Here is an 18173-nt window from a genome sequence, read left to right on the forward strand (position 1 = left end):
GACAATGTGACCGCCGCGCACCATCAGACGGCGTGTTCCAGCTCCACTTGCGTCCGCGACAGGACTTCGAGAACCCCGGCGACGACCGGTTCGACCTCCAGGCGCCAGACGCAGCACGCCTTGCTGGGATCGAGCGGATTGCACAGGATGCCCGCGACGCAATTGCACGGCATGGACGGCTGCAAAGCGAGGCTGGGCACGCCGACCGGCCCCCAAACGGCCGGGCTGGTCAGGCCATACAGGCCGACAACCGGCGTTCCGGCGGCTGCTGCCATGTGCATGGGGCCGCTCTCATTGCCGACAAACAGTCGCGCCTGCTGCAACACCGCCAGCAGCGTTTCCAGCGACAGCGCGCCGACGAGGTTGACGATCGGCGACGCGGCGTGAGCGAGGATCTGCTCGGCGGGCTTGCGCTCGTCCGGTCCGCCGACCAGCACAAAGTCCAGTCCGGTCTGGCGCGCAATCGTGTCGATCACCGCGGCAAAGCGTTCCGGCTGCCAGCGCCGGCCGTGAAAGCTCGCGCCGGCATGCACGGCGATGAAACCGTTCGGGCGCAAACGATGTCTGTCCAGCAATGCCTGGGCTCTCGCCGTTTCCAGCGGCAAGGGCCGGATCGACGGCGCGCGCACGCGCAGAGGGACGCCAAGCGGCTCGAGCGGCGAGAGATAGCGGTAGAGAAAGTGCTGCTCGCCAAAGCCGAACGGCCTGGCAAACAGATTGGCCGGCTGACGCTCGTGCCAACGCAGCGGCCTCTCCGACGGATTATAGCCGATGCGGGTCCTGGCATTGAGAAACCTGACGATGATGCGCGAGGTCTTTGAATCGGTGAGATCGATGGTCAGGTCGAAGCGAAACTGGCGCAGCTTGCTGATCATCGAATAGAGTTCGCGCCCACGCTCCAGCGGGGTGCCGCGCATGGCCGCGCGGCGGAAGGTAACGAGCTCCGAGGCGATGCCGTGCGCGGTCACGAAACTGGCGAGGCGGGCCTCACAGAGAAAAACGATCCTGACGCCGGGATATTCGAGCTGCAGGTTCCTGGCGAGCGTGGAGGAGAGAACAATATCGCCGATGAACTTGGTCTGGAGGATCAGGATCGAGCGGAAGGGTTTGGGCGAAATCAGCAACATCTGTTTCTCGGCACCGGGCGGGTTGGGGGACCGTGAAATTGGGCAGAAACGATGTCGGGATTGCGTGCCGAGCTGCGCACATCAGCGTGAATTTGCTTACAAAATCGTAAGCTTAGCGCCAAATGGCCACCCCTGGGGTGGCCATTTGCGCGACGCGGAAAGAACTATGTCGAAATCAGGATGCGGCGGCGCTCTTTTTGGGGCGCGGCGCGACCATCTTGGCAATCTGCACCGCGGCCTGCGCGGCGGCCAACCTTGCGATCGGCACGCGGTAGGGCGAGCACGAGACATAGTCGAGGCCGACCTCTTCGCAGAAGCGGATCGAGGCCGGATCGCCGCCATGCTCGCCGCAAATGCCGAGCTTGATGTCGGGCCGCGTCGCCCTGCCCTTTTCGGCCGCCATGCGCACCAGTTCGCCGACGCCGTCGATGTCGAGCGAGACGAATGGATCCTGCTCGATGATGCCCTTCTGGCGGTAGGTCTCGAGGAAGGACGCCGCATCGTCGCGCGAGATGCCGAAGGTGGTCTGGGTGAGATCGTTGGTGCCGAAGGAGAAGAACTCGGCCGACTCGGCAATGACATGGGCGCGGATCGCCGCGCGGGGAAGCTCGATCATCGTGCCGGTCAGATAGTCGATCTTGACGCCGGTCTCTTCCATGACGCTTTTGGCGACGGCATCGATGCGCGCCTTGACGTAATCGAGTTCCCTCACCAGGCCGACCAGCGGCACCATGATCTCGGGAACAACAAGCGCGCCGGCTTTCTTGCCGGCCTCGACGGCGGCCTCGAAAATGGCGCGCGCCTGCATCTCGGCGATCTCGGGATAGGAGACGGCGAGACGGCAGCCGCGATGGCCGAGCATCGGGTTGAACTCGTGCAAGGCCTCGGTGCGCTGCCTGAGCTTGTCGGGCGAGACATTCATGGCAGCGGCGACTTCGGCCACTTCCGCTTCCGTCTTTGGCAGGAATTCATGCAGCGGCGGATCGAGCAATCGGATCGTCACCGGCAGGCCGGCCATGATCTCGAACAGTTCGAGGAAATCCGAGCGCTGCATCGGCAAAAGTTTGGCCAAGGCGGTGCGGCGGTCCTTCTCGGTATCGGCCAGGATCATCTCGCGCATGGCGACGATACGCTCGCCGTCGAAGAACATGTGCTCGGTGCGGCACAGACCAATGCCTTCGGCGCCGAAGGAGCGCGCCATGCGCGCATCGAGCGGCGTCTCGGCGTTGGTGCGCACCTTCATGCGGCGCGTCGTATCGGCCCATTCCATGATGGCGGCGAAATCGCCGGAGAGTTCCGGCTGCAGCATCGACACGGCGCCCTTCAGCACCTGGCCGTTGCTGCCGTCGATGGTGATGATATCGCCCTTGCGGAAGGTCTGGCCCATCGACATCAGCGTGCCGGCCTTGTAGTCGACGCGCAGCGAGCCGGCGCCCGACACGCAAGGCTTGCCCATGCCGCGCGCCACCACGGCGGCGTGGCTGGTCATGCCGCCGCGCGTGGTCAGGATGCCTTCCGAAGCATGCATGCCGTGAATATCTTCGGGGCTGGTTTCGATGCGCACCAGTATCGCCTTGCGCCCTTGCGTGTTCAGTTCTTCTGCATCGGCGGACGAGAAAACTATCTCGCCGGTCGCCGCGCCCGGAGAAGCCGGCAGGCCGACGCCGATGACATCGCGCGGCGCCTTCGGGTCGATGGTCGGATGCAACAGCTGGTCGAGCGAGGCCGGATCGATGCGAGCGACCGCCTCTTCCGTGGTGATCAACTTGTCGCGCGCCATTTCGACGGCAATCTTGAGCGCCGCCTTGGCGGTGCGCTTGCCGGAACGCGTCTGCAGCATCCACAATTTGCCGCGCTCGATGGTGAATTCGAGATCCTGCATATCGCGGTAGTGCTGTTCGAGGCGGTCGGAGATGTCGACGAAAGAGCGGAACGCGTCCGGCATCAGCTTCTGCAGCGACGGCTTGTCGGAGCCGGCGGCTATGCGCGCCGCCTCGGTGATGTTCTGCGGCGTGCGGATGCCGGCGACGACATCCTCGCCCTGCGCATTCACCAGGAACTCGCCATAAAGCATCTTTTCGCCGGTCGAGGGATTGCGGGTGAAGGCGACGCCGGTGGCCGACGTGTCGCCCATATTGCCGAACACCATGGCCTGGACGTTGACCGCCGTGCCCCAGCTTTCCGGGATGTCATGCAGGCGCCGGTAGGTGATGGCGCGGTTGTTCATCCAGCTTGAAAACACCGCGCCGATCGCGCCCCAAAGCTGCTCGTGCGGGTCCTGCGGAAACGGCTTGTCCAGCTCTTCCTCAACCTTGGCCTTGTAGAGCGCAATGACGCCCTGCCATTCCTCAGATGTCAGTTCGGTGTCGAGCTCGTGGCCGAGGCTCGCCTTCTGGTCCTCGAGGATTTCCTCGAACACTTCGTGGTCGAGCCCCATGACGACGTCGGAATACATCTGGATGAAGCGGCGGTAGCTGTCATAGGCAAAGCGGGCATCGCCTGAATCGGTGGCAAGTGCCTCGACCGTCTCGTCGTTGAGGCCGAGGTTGAGCACGGTATCCATCATGCCCGGCATCGAGGCGCGGGCGCCGGAGCGCACGGAGACCAGCAGCAGTTTCGACGGATCGCCGAAACGGCGCCCGGTCAGCGCGCCGATATGATCCAGCGCCTTGACGACGTCGGCTTTCAACGCGGCCGGGTACGAGTTGCCGTTGGCGTAATAGGCGTTGCAGACGTCGGTGGTGAGGGTGAAGCCCGGCGGCACCGGCAGGCCAAGACTGCACATCTCGGCCAGATTGGCGCCCTTGCCGCCGAGAAGATTGCGGTCGCCCGCACGTCCCTCCGCGGCGCCATCGCCGAAGGTGTAGACCCATTTGGTCATGCTCGCCCTCCAAGTCCTTGGAAGATAGACAACACTTCCGTGGAAGATAGACAACACCGGGGCCAAGGCCCGGTTCCCCCCGCATTCCGACCCGAGCGTTATTATGCTGCAGTGCGAAAGGCAAGGCGTGGTCAGCCAAGCCCGGCCACTACAATCGATTAAGCAAAAGCTGCGTCAAAAAGACTTGCCGACCAGCCGCCCGCGATATAGAACATATCATGAACAAGTTGGGAGTAGCCTGATGAAACTCAACGGAAAACTCGACTATCTGGAATTGCCTGCGACCGGCGGAAAGCTGGACAGCGTCAAGGCGTTCTATAGCGCGGCCTTCTCGTGGTCGTTCACCGATTACGGGCCGACCTATTCGGCCTTTGGCGAAGGGCTCGACGGCGGTTTTCAGGCCGATGGCGCAGAAGCGCCGGCCAAACCTCTGCCGGTGCTTTATTCGCAGGATCTGGAAGCAACCCTCGACGCTGTCGAAAATGCCGGCGGCACGATCGTCAAGCCGATCTTCTCGTTTCCGGGCGGCAGGCGGTTCCATTTCACCGATCCGGCCGGCAATGAGTTGGCGGTCTGGGGCGAATAGCGAGCGCCCGTGCTTGGGCGGTGGATCAGTTTTGCACAGGGCCAACTCGGCATTGAGCTTTCGTGCCGCTCGTCCTATAAGGCCGCGCGCAGCGGGCAAAGCCCGCCTGCTGGGGCGTCGCCAAGTGGTAAGGCATCGGTTTTTGGTACCGACATTCCCAGGTTCGAATCCTGGCGCCCCAGCCAATTCACATGCCTTTTGAAATCAATGATTTACAGATGCCCTGAATGGCTGTCGCAGCGGCTAACTGACTCCCCGCGCGACCCGACTCCGTCCACAGAGCCGGGCCGTGCGAAGAGGATCAGTAGTCGCTGTCGTCCTCGATGATGACGGGATGATGATACCGATGATGGCGACGCTCGATCGAGCCGGTCACGATAACAGTATCCGGGCGATGATGTCTGCGGCCGTGGTCGTAGAAGGCAACCGTGCCGTGTTTACGGTGATGAAGGCGTTGACCCTGGTCATTGATGATCTTGACGGTCTTGTGGTGATGTCGATGGTGGGTCGTGATGATTACGTCAGCTTCGGCTGCCGAAGCTATCGCCGGCATTGCGATGAACAGCGCCAAAGCGCTCACGATCATTGTTTTCATTGCAATATCTCCATCCGCGAATTATCCCTTCGCGGGGATAACCACCTCCTATCCCTTTGGTTCCGAGTGGCGTCGTCGGTTCTCGCGGCGCGATCGGTGACGGACGCTCGCGCGCAAAACGGCATGTCGAAAGAGGGAATTGCGACACCAGGTCTTACTGGCAGGGCGCTCTTTCAAAGCCGACCACGAGGAGTTGCGCAACTTCGACAAGGCAGCGTTGCGCGCGACCTCTCGAAATGTCCTCGCGTTCGATCACCTGATCTGTGGCGGGATGCATCTGTCGGCGAGCATGACCGTCGCACACGTCTTCTCAGGACTTCCGAGAGGACGAACCAATCAGCCGTCTCAGATCCCGTAAGAAAGTGCAAAGTAGGCCACCGGTGCCAAGATCAGCAAAATCGCCATCGCGACAAGCACGGCGATTGCCAGGCGTTCTGTTCGCCTGACAAGGTCAGCGACCTTGTCGTCGTCAGCCAACGGTATGAGATCAAGGACCGAAGAAACTTCCGTAGGACTGTCGTTGTCGTTTGCGGGTCGGGTGGTTGCGCGTTCACGCACGGATCTCTGGACAAAGGTCACTATTAGCCTCGTTGTTGAAACGTCACGCCGCTTGGCGGTCCCACGACAATCGGGTGCCCGCTAGTCTCTGGAGAATGGCGGGCACCCGATTGACCGCCGATGAAGGGACTCATACTCGGCAGCCTGGTTGCAATGTATTGGGAGGGCATAGGTTGCTCGTCTTCGACCTATGGCTCTGACGCCAGGACTTCAGTCATACCCTGTTCGGACCTTAGTCTGACGGCAGAGGAAACGGATGGCGGCCATTCGTTTCGACGGAGAAACACGCGGGAACATTAGTAGGTTCTGACGAGTTCACTCTCAGCAACAAGTTTTCGGGAGAGATATTGTGAACAACATAATTTGGCTCGTCGGAGCAGTGGTAATCGTGATTGCGATACTGAGCTTCTTTGGCCTCCGATAAACGGGCGCCTGCCGAATTGGCGACAACCACGAACTCGTTCGCGCAACTTTTTTGGGAGGATGAGTTGAGGACGCCACGCGTCCCATCGTTTTCAAGCGACCGAAGTTGCGCGTTGATCCGACAAGACAATCAGTTCGTCTTGCGGCCAAAGATGCGTGCTGCGCGGCCGAACAGGCCGGGACCCGCTTCAGTCGGCTTGGCTGGCGATGCTTGCACCGTCGTCGTCTCTCGCGCGGGATGATTTCTGGGGTCGGAAGCCATGGCCATCACCGCCTTGTTGGCGTCGAATTTCGAGGCCGGCCGGGCGTTGCTCATTCTCTGCCGGGTCAGATCCGAGCATGTCGGCTTGCCGTTCGCATCGAGAATCTCGCCCATGGTCAGCTTCCTGGTGAAGAGGAGAAGGTCATACACGGCGTAGCGGACGGCTTCCGCCCCATAGGCGCCACTGGCGGCCTTGGCATGGATTTCCATCAATTTGGGGATCAGAAAGTGAGCCTTGCCGGCATCCGCTTCACCTTCATAAGGCAACGCGCTCCAGTCCGCCTTTATGATCGTCGATCTCAGTTCCGAGCTCTCGCGCCAGAGCGCAACCGCGGTTGCCGGATCGATAAAGGCCGCGACGTAGTTGCCTTTCATATTGTGGGCGATCCCCTGCCCGTCGAGCAACTCCTTGCATTCCGGGACAAGCCAGACCGCTTTCGGAAAGATCGACTGCATCTCAAAATCGTAGTTCAGGTCCACCGCAAGCCTCCCGCGCTGTCGCCTTGACGTTGCGTCAGCCTCGCAGCTTGCGCTTAAATTTCCCTCTCCGCAGGTACGCAAAATCCACCGAATGCGCGGCGGGCCGCTTGCGTTTTGGATTTATGGCGGGCTTTCGGCAGTCAGCGGTCTGCCGACCTCGTCATCCATTCCGACCGGTACCAGTCGACGAATTTCTTTAGCCCGTCCTCGATCGAAACGCTGGGCCGGAAGCCGAAATCGCGTTCCAGCGCCGTCATGTCGGCATAGGTCTGCTCGACATCGCTGGTCTGCATCGGCTCGTTGTTGCGGATGGCTTTGACGCCGAGCAGGCGCTCCAGCGTAGCGATGAAATCGTAGAGCCGCTCCGGGCGGTTGTTGCCGACATTGTAGATCCGGCATGGCGGCACCTCGACCGGCGGCTTGTCGAGCACGGCGACGATGGCGCGCACGACATCGTCGATATAGGTGAAATCGCGCCACATCTCGCCATCGTTGAAGACGCGGATCGGCTTGCCCTCGAGCATCGCCTGGGTGAACAGCCAGTAGGCCATGTCGGGCCGGCCCCACGGACCGTAGACGGTGAAGAAGCGCAGGCCTGTCTGCGGCAGGCCGAAGAGATGGGCGTAGGTATGGCTCATCAGCTCGTCAGCCTTCTTGGTGGCGGCGTAGAGCGAGACCGGCCTGTCGACCTGGTCGGTCTCCGCAAACGGCACCTTGCGATTGCCGCCATAGACCGAACTTGAGGAGGCGTAGACCAGATGCTCGAAGCCGACTGTTGCGCGGCAGAATTCGAGCACTTCGAGATGGCCGACCACGTTGGAACGGACATAGAGCCTGGGATTATCCAGCGAATGGCGCACGCCCGCCTGTGCTGCCAGATGCACGACCTTGACGATGCCTTGCCCGGCCAGCGCATCGGCGAGAGCGCCCGGCTCGGCGATGTCGAGCTGGTGAAAGGAAAAGCCGTTGTGTGGCTTGAGGCGGGCGAGCCGGCCTTCCTTCAGCGCCAGGTCGTAATAGTCGTTCATATTGTCGACGCCGACGACGGCTTCGCCGCGGTTCAGCAGATGATGGCAGACATGGCTTCCGATGAACCCCGCGGCTCCGGTGACGAGTACAGGCAACAACGTTCTCCAGGCACATGACCAAGCCAGCCATCAGAGGCGATTGGCTGCGTTCCATTGGTGCTATATAGTCGAAAGCCGGGATTGAGGCCATTGGCCAAGTGACGCGTCAGCTCGCCTCGCGCATCGCCTCGGCGGCTTGCAGGTCGACTGAGACCAGTTGGCTGACGCCCTGCTCGGCCATGGTCACGCCGAACAGGCGGTTCATGCGCGCCATGGTGATCGGATTGTGGGTGATGATGACGAAGCGCGTCTCGGTGGTCGCGGCCATTTCGTCCATCAGGTTGCAGAAGCGCTCGACATTGTGATCGTCGAGCGGTGCGTCGACTTCGTCGAGCACGCAGATCGGCGCCGGATTGGTCAGGAACACGGCAAAGATCAGCGACATCGCTGTCAGCGCCTGCTCGCCGCCGGAGAGCAGCGTCATCGTTTGCGGCTTCTTGCCGGGCGGACGTGCCAGGATTTCGAGGCCGGCTTCGAGCGGATCGTCGGATTCGATCAGCTGCAGTTCCGCCGTACCGCCGCCGAACAGATGCGAGAACAGCCGCTGGAAATGGCCGTTGACGACGTCGAAGGCGGCGAGCAGCCGTTCGCGGCCCTCGCGGTTCAGGCTCTGGATCGCTTGCCTCAGCTTGCGGATCGCCTCGATAATGTCCTCGCGCTCGGAAACGATGGTCTCTAGCCGGTCCGACAGTTCCTTCTGCTCTTCCTCGGCGCGCAGATTGACAGCGCCAAGCCGCTCGCGCTCGACCTTCAGCCGGTCGAGTTGGCGCTCGATCTCGGTCATTTCCGGCATCGGGCTGTCGGCTTCCAGACCGGTGTGGCGGATGACCAGATGCGGCGGCGTGTTCAGCGTTTCCTGGATGCGCGCCTCGACCTCGAGCCGGCGTTCATCGGCCGCGGTCAGCCGCTCTTCGGCGCGGACGCGGGTTTCGCGGGCATCGGCCAGCGACTGGATCGCCGCGGTGGCGGCCTTGTCCAGCTCGGCCTGCTTGTTCTCGGCCTCCTGCAAACGGTCGGCCGCCGCCTTGCGCAAGGTCTCGGCCTCGGTCAGTTGCGACAGCAACGCGCGCCGCCTGGCGTCGATCTCGTCGGGCGCGTCGGCCAGCGTTTCGCGCTCGGCCTCGGCTTCGGCCCTGCGCTCGCCAAGCGAGGCGATCTGCGTCGAGGCGTTTTCGGCACGCTGCAGCCAGCTGCTGCGCTCGGCGCCGATGGCGTCGAGACGGCGCGTGCGCGCCTCGGCCTCGCGGCGCAGGCCCTCATGCACGGCGCGCGCGTCGGCAAGCGTCGCACGGTCCCTGCCGACATTGGCGGCGGACTGTTCGAGCTGCAATTGCAGATCGCCGAGATCGGGCGCGTCCTGCAGCAGCATTTCGGCTTCGGCAAAGGCAGCGGCCGTCTCTTCATGGCTGTCGACGATGCGGGCGCGCGCTTCGTCCAGGGCGGCGCGACGGCTTGCCAGTTCGCCGCCGGCCTTTTCAGCCTCGGCCAGCGCGTTGCGGGCGGCATCCAGCCCGTGCTGGGCGTCGCGCCCCGCCTGACGGGCGTTTCGTTCGGCCTCGCTTGCCTGGCGCAGCGCCTGTTCGGCCTGGGCAAGGGCTGCTTCCGCCTCGCGCACGATCTGCGTCGCCTGAACCGCCTCGGCATCGAGCTCGGCCAGCCGGTTTTTCTGCGCCAGCCGCTGAGCGGCAGCGGTCGGCGCATCGGCACTTGCCGTCAAGCCGTCCCAGCGCCACAGCGCGCCGTCACGGCTGACCAGCCGCTGGCCGGGCGCAAGCAGTGCCTGCAGCCGCCTGCCGTCAGCAGCCTCGACAATGCCGATCTGCGCCAGCCGGCGGGCAAGCTGCGAAGGCGCGCGCACCACGCTGGCGAGGCTTTTGATGCCTTCCGGCAAAGCCGCATCGCCTGGTTGGACCTGGCTTTCGCCCCAATGTACCGGCGCGCTGCGGTCGAGCGGCACGTCGAGGTCTTCGCCAAGTGCAGCACCTAGGGCCGTCTCATAGCCACGTTCGACGCTGAGCTGTTCGAGCACCGAGGGGAAAAGATCGCCGCTGGCGGCGTTCAGGATCTTGGCCAGCGTGCGCGCTTCGGTCTCGATCCCGGCCAGTTCTGACCTGGCGTCCTGCAGCGGCGGACGCGCGGCACTCTCAGCGGCGCGCGCCTCGGCGACCGCCTGTTCGGCTGATATGGCCCCGGCCTCGGTTTCCTCCAGCCGGGCGAGCGCATCCTCGACCAGGGCACGCTTCTCGGCAGGATCGGGTAGGCCGGCGACTTTTGAGATGATCTCGGACAGTTCGCGGTCGACGTCGGCCAGTTGGCGGGCAAAACGGTCGCGGCGTTCGGCGGTTTCGCGCAGCGTGCGCTCGATCTGGTTGCGCGAGGCGGCCGCCTCGGCCCGTTCGGCGGTCAGCGCGGCGAGTTTTGCTTCACTCTGGACGAGTGTCGCGCCGGCCTGCTCGAAAGCGGCCCGCGTGGTGGCCTCGCGTTCGGCAGCGCCCGCATTTTCAGAATTGAGCGTCGCTTCTTCCTCGCGCAAGCGCTCAAGGATATCCGCGTTGTCGCGCACCATGCGCTCTTCGCGGGCGATGTCGCCGTCGAGTTGCTGCAGACGGCGCTCTAGCTCGGCCTGGCGGGCGCGGATGCGGCCGGCCTCTTCCTCGATCTGCGACTTGGCGATCGACAGGCGCTGGAAGGCGGCGGCGGCGGCCGCTTCGGCGTCGCGCAGATCGGGCAGCCGGTGCGCGCCGATGCCTTGCTCACGGGCGGCGGCCATCTGCGCCGAGGCGCGGTCGCCGACCAGAGCAGTGGCGACGGCCAGCGCCGAACGCGCCTCGCCTTCCTGGGTCTTGGCCAGCGTCCAGCGCAGATGCAGCAGCGTGGCTTCCGCCTTGCGGATATCGGCCGACAGGTTCTTGAAGCGCGAGGCCTGGCGCGCCTGGCGCTTCAGGCTTTCGATCTGGCTTTCCAGCTCGCCGACGACGTCGTCCAATCGCTCCAGATTCTGCTCGGCCGCCTTAAGCCGAAGCTCGGCCTCGTGACGGCGCGTATGAAGGCCGGAAATGCCGGCGGCTTCTTCGAGCAGCGCGCGGCGCGCCTGGGGCTTGGCCTGGATCAGCTCGCCGATGCGGCCCTGGCCGACCATGGAGGGCGAGCGGGCACCGGTCGACTGATCGGCGAACAGAAGCTGCACGTCCTTGGCGCGGGCTTCCTTGCCATTGATGCGATAGAGCGAGCCCGCCTCTCGCTCGATGCGGCGTGAGACCTGCAATTCATCGGCGTCGTTGAAGGCGGCGGGCGCTGTGCGGTCGCTGTTGTCGAGGAACAGCGTGACTTCGGCGGTGTTGCGCGCGGGGCGCGTACCCGAACCGGAAAAGATCACGTCGTCCATGCCGGACGCGCGCATGTTCTTGTACGAGCTTTCGCCCATCACCCAGCGCATCGCCTCGACAAGGTTCGACTTGCCGCAGCCATTCGGCCCGACAATGCCGGTGAGGCCGCGTTCGATGACGAACTCGCCGGGTTCTACGAAGGACTTGAAGCCGAGGAGGCGAAGGCGCGAAAACTTCATTCGCGCCTGCCTACAGGTCGCAGAGGTGCGCAGACGCCAAAGCGCAGTCGCTCCGGCGCCGCCTGGACGTCAGAGCAGAGGGTCGATGATGGCCGATATTTCCTCAATCGACATCGCACCTTTGTAGGTCTTTCCGTTGATGAAGAAGGTCGGCGTCGAGTCGACCTTGAATTCATCGGCGCCGCGCTTCTGGACCGATCTCACATCGTCCAGAAGTTTCTGGTCCGTCAAGCAGGCCTCGAAGGACTCCTGTGTAAAACCGGCGAGCTTGGAGATCTGCAGCAGCGCGTCCTTGGTATTGTTGACGCCGACCCAGTTGGCCTGCTGCTTGAACAGCACGTCGACCATCGGGAAATAATTGTCCTTTGAACAGCGTGCCAGCATGAAACCGGCCTCGGCGCTCGGATCGAACGGGAATTCGCGCAGGATGTAGCGGGCCTTGCCGGTGTCGATGTATTTGGTCTTCAACTCAGGGAAGGTGGTCGCGGCGAAATGCGCGCAATGCGGGCAGGTCATCGAAGCGTATTCGACGATGGTGACCTTGGCGTCGTCCTTGCCGAGCTGCTTGTCGGGCAGAGCGCCGGGCTTCAGCAGCTCGGCCATGTTGACGTCGCCCGTCGAGTCCGGCGCCTTGGCGGCGGCCGGCGTGGCAGGCGTCGCGGCTGGCACGGCAGGCGTTGCAGGCTTGACGTCCGCTGCCTTGGCGTCCTCGCTGGAGTCGCTGCATGCGGCGAGCAGTGCCAGTGCCGGAATAACGGCCAGCGACGACAGGAGGTTTCTGCGGGACAAGCTACGGTTCATGCGAATCACCTGACTATGGTTGGATTTTGCAATGCAAAGGCTAGAAAAGGCGAGAGTTGGCGGGAATTAAGGCATCGCTGTCCCCATTCCAATCGCCTAACTCTATATGCTTCATCACGAATGCGCGAGACTGGTGGCGGGTTCATGACCGGCTGATTACCCTGGCCGCTTCCTCTCGCCGAGAATGGTGGCGCCCAGCCGCTCGAGTGAAGCGCGCAGGCCCTCATCCTCGATCTTGCCGACGGTATCGGACAATTTGGCCTTCTCGACCGGTGTCAGTGGCCTGAGAGCCGGTTTCGGCCGGGCTTTCTCAGATAGCACCGGCTTCTGCACGATCCTGATGCGGCCGATTGCATTGAAGCCGAGGAAGGCATTGACGCGGTTGATGATTTCGCCCGTCTCGTGCTGCAGATGCAGTGCCGCCATGCCTTCGCAGGCGATAACCAGCGTCGCCGGCTCGAACGGATCGTCTTCGTGCATGCGGCGCGGCCACTGGATTTTTTCAGGTCGCGAATGGCCGGCAAGCCTGGGGCCTGCAATCTCTTCCCACGACTGCACCAGCCCGATCGAAATGCCGGCCCGCTTGCGCAGCACGGGATCGAGAATCTGGGTGGCGAGATCGCTCACCGGAACGGGATTGCCGTAAGGCGTTCTCCCTGCCATGTACGTTCTCCAGCCACGCTCCTCACCAGCCAAGAGCCAGCCCGCGATCAATGGCACTGCACGAACAGACCCGCAAGGCCGCATCCGGAGACAGCGGCAAAGCCGCGTCCGGAGACATCGCTTTCCGCCTGCTGGCCTGGTACGACGCGCACCATCGCGAACTGCCGTGGCGGATCGCGCCGCGCGCGGCGGCCGGCGGCGCACGGGCGGATCCCTATCGCATCTGGCTGTCGGAAGTGATGCTGCAGCAGACCACGGTCGAAGCGGTAAAATCCTATTTTCGCGCTTTCGTAGAGAAATGGCCCGATGTCGAGGCGCTGGCCGCGGCGCCGACTGAGGATGTGATGAAGGCCTGGGCCGGGCTCGGCTATTATTCGCGGGCCCGCAATCTCAAAGCCTGCGCCGATCTCGTCGCCAGCCAAGGCGGGCGCTTTCCCGACAATGAGGCTGGATTGCGGGATTTGCCGGGGATCGGCGCCTATACGGCGGCGGCGGTCGCGGCGATCGCCTTCGACCGGCCGGCGGCGGTCGTCGACGGCAATGTCGAACGCGTCATCTCGCGGCTCTATTCGATCGAAACGCCGCTCAGCGAGGCGAAGCCTGAAATTCGCGCGCTGGTCGAAAGACTGGTTCCGCAGACAAGGCCGGGCGACTTCGCGCAGGCGATGATGGATCTTGGCGCCACCATCTGCACGCCAAAGCGGCCGCGCTGCATGCTGTGCCCGTTGCGCGAGGATTGCAGCGCCATCCTGTCGGGCGACCCCGAACGCTTTCCGGTTCGCCCGCCGAAAGCCGACAAGCCGCTGAGGCGCGGCGCCGCCTTTGTGGCCGAGCGCGGCGACGGCGCGATCCTGCTGCGCAAGCGGCCGGACAAAGGCCTGCTCGGCGGCATGACCGAAGTGCCGACCACGGGCTGGACAGCGCGGATCGACGGCGCGACGACGACGGACGCCGCGCCCTTCCCCGCGCACTGGCGGCGCGCCGGTGAGATCGCGCATGTCTTCACCCATTTCGCACTCGAGCTCGAAGTCTTTCATGCACAGGTGAAAAGTGATGCGCCGGAAGGGTTTTTCTGGTCGCTGGCCCATGACATTTCCGGGGAAGCGCTGCCGACCGTCATGAAAAAGGTAATCGAAGCGGCGATACCGGGCGCGACCAAAGCGCGTCGCGCGTGACGCGATCGTACGCGACGCGCTTCGGATTCTTTGTTTTGTGCATGTCGTTTTCCTAAAACCGCCGCACACTTTTGGGCGACATGCACCGAAAAGCAGCGTCCGCATTGAAGGGATAAAAATGACTGAAATCCGCCACATCGTGTTCGACATCGGCCGCGTGCTGATCCACTACGATCCGAACATTCCGTTCAGCCGCCTGATCCCGGATGCCGAGGAGCGCAAGTGGTTCTTCGACAATGTCTGCACGCATGACTGGAACATCGAGCAGGACCGCGGCCGGACGTGGGACGAGGCGGAAGCGCTGCTGATTGCCGAGCATCCCGACCACGCTGAAAACATTCGCAATTTCCGCCGCCACTGGCACGAGATGGTGCCGCATGCCTATGAGGACAGCGTCGCCATCATGCTCGGCCTGATCGAGAGCGGTCACGACGTGACGATGCTGACCAACTTCGCCGCCGACACGCTTGCCGAAGCGCGGCTGCGCTTCGACTTCCTCAGCCGTCCGCGCGGCGTCACCGTGTCGGCCGATATCCGTCAGATCAAGCCCGACCGCGCCATCTACGACCACCATGTCGCCGCGTTCGGTCTCGAACCGTCCGCCACGCTGTTTATCGACGACAGCCAGAAAAATGTCGACGGCGCCAAGGCGGCCGGCTGGAATGCGGTGCTGTTTACCGACGCAAAGACGCTTAGGGCGGACCTTGAGCGTTTTGGGATCGCAGTCTGATCTAAGACGATTGGGGAGGGGTGATCAGGCCCCTGCCCGCTCCATGCCGAGCCTGGCGATACGGCGCAGTTCGTCGATCGGGGTCAGGCCGCCCGAGCGTTCATAGTGCCAGAAGGTCCAGCCGTTGCAGGCGTCCAGCCCCTGTACTTCGGCGCCGATCTTGTGGATAGAGCCGGCGCTGTCGCCGATCGCCACCGTGCCGTCGGCGCGCACCTTGGCGGCCCAGCGCTTCTTGGAGTCATAAAGTGTGGCGCCGGGCTGCATCAGCCCGGTGTCGAGGAGGCTGACAAAGGCGACGCGCGGCTCGGCGCGCTTTCCGGTAAGCACGGTGAGATCGGCGGTTTCCAGCGGCCGCACCGCATCGATGCGCTCATTGGCGGCGTCGATATAGGCCTGCTCGCGCTCGATGCCGACGAAGTGGCGGCCGAGGCGCTTGGCGACGGCGCCCGTGGTGCCGGAGCCGAAGAACGGGTCGAGCACGATGTCGCCCGGCTTGGTCGAGGCCATCATGATGCGGGCAAGCAACGCTTCCGGCTTCTGCGTCGGATGCAATTTGTCGCCATTGTCGTTCTTCAGCCGCTCGCCACCGGTGCAGATCGGGAACAGCCAGTCGGAACGCATCTGGATGTCGTCGTTGGAGGCCTTCATGGCTTCGTAGTTGAAGGTGTAGCCCTTGCCCTTCTGGTCGCGCGAGGCCCAGATCATGGTCTCATGCGCGTTCTGGAAGCGGCGGCCGCGGAAATTCGGCATCGGATTGGTCTTGCGCCAGACAACATCGTTGAGGATCCAGAAGCCGAGATCCTGCATCTTGGCGCCGACGCGGAAGATGTTGTGGTAGGAGCCGATGACCCAGATGGTGCCATTGGGCTTCAACACGCGGCGCGCCGCCAGCAGCCAGGCACGGGTGAAGGCGTCATAGGCCTCAAAGCTCTCGAACTGGTCCCAGTCATCGTCGACGGCGTCGACCTTGGACTGGTCGGGCCGGTGCAGGTCGCCGTCGAGCTGCAGATTGTAGGGCGGATCGGCGAAGATGACGTCGATGGATTTTTCCGGCAGGCGGTCGAGCGCGGCAACGCAATCGCCCTTGAGGATCGTATCCAGCCATTCGGATTGCTGGGGAGCGTGAGAAAGGTCGTCGAGAAGACGCACGGCAGACATGTTTACACCCAAAGCACGCGTTACTGTTTACTCCCCGTTATGGTTACCGATCAGCGTAAATATTCGGTGAAGGGCGAAATCGGCCCGGCATCCCTGACTTCGTTAATTTGCGCAGCCCGGCCCGTTGGTGTATGTCGCGCCGCTTGAGCCCCTGCCGGGCCTCCATCACCCTCCCTCGTTCCGGATTGCCATGCCCCAGCCAGATCTTGTCATCTTCGATTGCGACGGCGTGCTCGTCGATTCCGAAATCATCGCCGCGCGCGTCGAAGCCGAACTGCTGACCTTGGCCGGCTTCGAAATATCGGCCGATGAAATCGCCGAAAGCTACGCCGGGCTGACCTTCAAGGACATCATGATGCGGGTCGAGGCGAAGTCCGCGATCCCGTTCCAGGCCTCGATGATCGACCGTGCCGAAGAGCTGGTCGACCGCAAATTGCGCAGCGATGTGCGCGCCATCGACGGCGCGCGCGAGGCGGCGGCGGCGGTCACGGCGCCGCGATGCGTCTGCTCGAATTCGCGCTCGGAGCGGATCGAATTCATGCTGGAGAAGGTTGGCCTGCTGCCGTTCTTCGCCGGCCGGATATTTTCAGCGCTGGAGATACCGAGCAAGAAAACCAAGCCCGCGCCCGACGTGTTCCTGTTTGCGGCGGAGAAACTCAACGCCGATCCGGCAAACACCTTCGTCATCGAAGATTCGGTGCACGGCGTCGCCGGCGCCAGGGCTGCCGGCATGCGCGTGATCGGCTTTACCGGCGCCGCGCACAACTATCCCGGCCATGCCGACGCGCTGACCGAGGCCGGCGCCGAAACGGTCATCCGCCGCTGGGCCGAACTGAAAAGCGTGATTGCCGCGCTTTCGGAGTGGTCGGACGCCTGAACTCAGTCCTTGGCTTTGACCGACCTGGCTCGAGCCGGTTTCTTCTTTGCCCTGTTATAAGTGATCGCGGCGCGGACGAGCGCTTTCAGCGCATCCGCATCGATCGCCTCGCCCTCCGACACATCGATCGCGCGCCACACTTTGCCGTTGAGGCCGTTGTTGAACAGCTTGTCTGGATCCGGCAGGCTGGCGCCGTGGGAAAAAGTGAGCTTCACCTTGTCCTTGTGGGCGTTGCCGACGGCGATCATGCCGTCGCGCGACCATACCGGACTGCCCATCCACTTCCACTCCTCGATGATCTCAGGATCGGCGTCGAGGATGGTCTTGCGCAGGCTGGCCAGCGTTTTGCCGCGCCAGTCGTCCAGCTCGCGGATTCGGGCATCTATCCGCTCCGAGGCAGAGGGTTCTGCCTCTGGCTTGTTCGCAGCGCCGGTCTTCATGGTCTCCTCCTTTCACATCTTCTCGCCGGGCAATTTACTGGCCTGCTTCACCCAGTTGGCAAACCTCGCCTCGTCGATCTCTTCGCCTTCATGAATGTCGAGATAGCGCACATCTTTCTGCCTGGAGCCGCCGGGAGGAATGGGTTCCAGCGACATGCCGCGGAAGAAGGCGACTTTGACGTATCTGGTGAAGCAATGCAGGCTGAGGAACCAGCCCTCGCCCTCGATACCATAGAACGGTGAGTTCCACTTCACCGCCTTGTAGACGCCGGGAACGGCGCCGACGATGAGCGCGTCGAGGCGGTGCCCGACATCGCTTTTCCAGCCCGGCATGGCCGCGATATAGGCCTGCACGGGAGCATCCCCATAGGCCTTGGCGATCTGCGGGTTGCCGCCTGAAAGCAGGACCGGCCTGGCTGGCGCTGGCTTGGCTGGGGCAAGCTTTGCGGCCTTCGATTTTCCGGGCGCCTTGGCCATCGTCCCTAACCTTGCGCGCGCTGCTCGCCGTGCGGCGGGGCGACATAGGGCAGCACGAACATATAGAGCCCGCTGAACAGCAGCAGGAAGAGCGGCAGCAGCGGCGAATAGACCACCCATGCCGGAGGCTGCCCGAATGCCATGGTGATGAAATTGGCTGCCACGGTCAGCGTAAAGATCATCGACAGCCAACGGTGGGTTTGCCTTATCCACTTGCTCCAGTTCATTGCCACCTCCTCTTGAAAACG

At 63.3% G+C, this 18173-nt stretch carries 17 protein-coding genes and 1 tRNA gene; 5 read left to right on the forward strand and 13 right to left on the reverse strand.

Features of this window, described 5'->3' with window-relative positions:
• Positions 1-23: 23 nt before the first annotated feature.
• Both FJV77_RS10405 and ppdK read right to left on the reverse strand, forming a co-directional pair.
• Positions 24-1127: a glycosyltransferase family 9 protein gene (locus tag FJV77_RS10405; RefSeq protein ID WP_142866717.1), complete on the reverse strand. Its 1104-nt coding sequence runs from the start codon at positions 1125-1127 to the stop codon at positions 24-26.
• Between the two features lie 175 nt (positions 1128-1302).
• Entirely contained in the window at positions 1303-4008 is a 2706-nt protein-coding gene (gene ppdK / locus FJV77_RS10410; RefSeq protein ID WP_142866718.1) for a pyruvate, phosphate dikinase, read from the reverse strand.
• 241 nt (positions 4009-4249) lie between these two features.
• Here ppdK and FJV77_RS10415 point away from each other — a divergent pair, with 241 nt between their 5' ends.
• Both FJV77_RS10415 and FJV77_RS10420 read left to right on the forward strand, forming a co-directional pair.
• Positions 4250-4594, forward strand: coding sequence for a VOC family protein (locus tag FJV77_RS10415; protein WP_142866719.1), 345 nt, complete (start codon positions 4250-4252; stop codon positions 4592-4594).
• Positions 4595-4704: 110 nt separating this feature from the next.
• Positions 4705-4779, forward strand: a tRNA-Gln gene (locus FJV77_RS10420).
• Between the two features lie 116 nt (positions 4780-4895).
• Here FJV77_RS10420 and FJV77_RS10425 read toward each other — a convergent pair.
• The 7 genes from FJV77_RS10425 to FJV77_RS10455 all read right to left on the reverse strand — a co-directional run bounded on the left by FJV77_RS10425 (position 4896) and on the right by FJV77_RS10455 (position 13068).
• Positions 4896-5189, reverse strand: coding sequence for a hypothetical protein (locus tag FJV77_RS10425; protein WP_142866720.1), 294 nt, complete (start codon positions 5187-5189; stop codon positions 4896-4898).
• A 345-nt stretch (positions 5190-5534) separates the two neighbouring features.
• Positions 5535-5768, reverse strand: coding sequence for a hypothetical protein (locus FJV77_RS10430; RefSeq protein WP_142866721.1), 234 nt, complete (start codon positions 5766-5768; stop codon positions 5535-5537).
• 532 nt (positions 5769-6300) lie between these two features.
• Positions 6301-6912, reverse strand: a complete 612-nt coding sequence (locus FJV77_RS10435; protein ID WP_142866722.1) for a hypothetical protein — start codon at positions 6910-6912, stop codon at positions 6301-6303.
• A 140-nt stretch (positions 6913-7052) separates the two neighbouring features.
• Complete coding sequence (locus FJV77_RS10440) at positions 7053-8036, reverse strand: NAD-dependent epimerase/dehydratase family protein (RefSeq protein WP_185970267.1); 984 nt, start codon at positions 8034-8036, stop codon at positions 7053-7055.
• Positions 8037-8145: 109 nt separating this feature from the next.
• A complete protein-coding gene (smc, locus tag FJV77_RS10445; protein WP_142866724.1) occupies positions 8146-11604 on the reverse strand; it encodes a chromosome segregation protein SMC in 3459 nt (1152 codons plus the stop codon).
• Between the two features lie 69 nt (positions 11605-11673).
• A complete protein-coding gene (locus tag FJV77_RS10450; protein WP_142866725.1) occupies positions 11674-12405 on the reverse strand; it encodes a DsbA family protein in 732 nt (243 codons plus the stop codon).
• 156 nt (positions 12406-12561) lie between these two features.
• Positions 12562-13068, reverse strand: coding sequence for a DUF721 domain-containing protein (locus FJV77_RS10455; RefSeq protein WP_142866726.1), 507 nt, complete (start codon positions 13066-13068; stop codon positions 12562-12564).
• Between the two features lie 50 nt (positions 13069-13118).
• On the opposite strand from FJV77_RS10455, the gene mutY reads away from it, so the two are divergent.
• The gene (gene mutY / locus FJV77_RS10460; RefSeq protein WP_142866727.1) at positions 13119-14243 is read left to right on the forward strand and encodes an A/G-specific adenine glycosylase; all 1125 of its coding nucleotides are present in this window, start codon (positions 13119-13121) and stop codon (positions 14241-14243) included.
• Positions 14244-14361: 118 nt separating this feature from the next.
• The gene (locus FJV77_RS10465; protein WP_142866728.1) at positions 14362-14973 is read left to right on the forward strand and encodes an HAD family phosphatase; all 612 of its coding nucleotides are present in this window, start codon (positions 14362-14364) and stop codon (positions 14971-14973) included.
• Positions 14974-14997: 24 nt separating this feature from the next.
• Here FJV77_RS10465 and FJV77_RS10470 read toward each other — a convergent pair whose 3' ends face one another.
• The gene (locus tag FJV77_RS10470) at positions 14998-16131 is read right to left on the reverse strand and encodes a site-specific DNA-methyltransferase (protein ID WP_142866729.1); all 1134 of its coding nucleotides are present in this window, start codon (positions 16129-16131) and stop codon (positions 14998-15000) included.
• 190 nt (positions 16132-16321) lie between these two features.
• Here FJV77_RS10470 and FJV77_RS10475 point away from each other — a divergent pair, with 190 nt between their 5' ends.
• Positions 16322-17008 (forward strand): HAD family phosphatase, encoded by a 687-nt coding sequence (locus FJV77_RS10475; RefSeq protein WP_142866730.1) that lies wholly within the window; start codon positions 16322-16324, stop codon positions 17006-17008.
• Between the two features lie 2 nt (positions 17009-17010).
• On the opposite strand, the gene FJV77_RS10480 is transcribed toward FJV77_RS10475, so the two are convergent.
• The 3 genes from FJV77_RS10480 to FJV77_RS10490 are packed head-to-tail and all read right to left on the reverse strand — an operon-like array spanning position 17011 to position 18152.
• Positions 17011-17448: a DUF1801 domain-containing protein gene (locus FJV77_RS10480; protein ID WP_142866731.1), complete on the reverse strand. Its 438-nt coding sequence runs from the start codon at positions 17446-17448 to the stop codon at positions 17011-17013.
• A gap of 12 nt (positions 17449-17460) precedes the next feature.
• Positions 17461-17925, reverse strand: a complete 465-nt coding sequence (locus tag FJV77_RS10485; protein ID WP_185970268.1) for a DUF1801 domain-containing protein — start codon at positions 17923-17925, stop codon at positions 17461-17463.
• 5 nt (positions 17926-17930) lie between these two features.
• Positions 17931-18152, reverse strand: coding sequence for a hypothetical protein (locus FJV77_RS10490; RefSeq protein WP_142866733.1), 222 nt, complete (start codon positions 18150-18152; stop codon positions 17931-17933).
• Between the last annotated feature and the right edge of the window lie 21 nt (positions 18153-18173).

Source organism: Mesorhizobium sp. WSM4306, from assembly GCF_007003975.1.
In the GTDB taxonomy this organism is placed as follows: Bacteria; Pseudomonadota; Alphaproteobacteria; order Rhizobiales; family Rhizobiaceae; genus Mesorhizobium.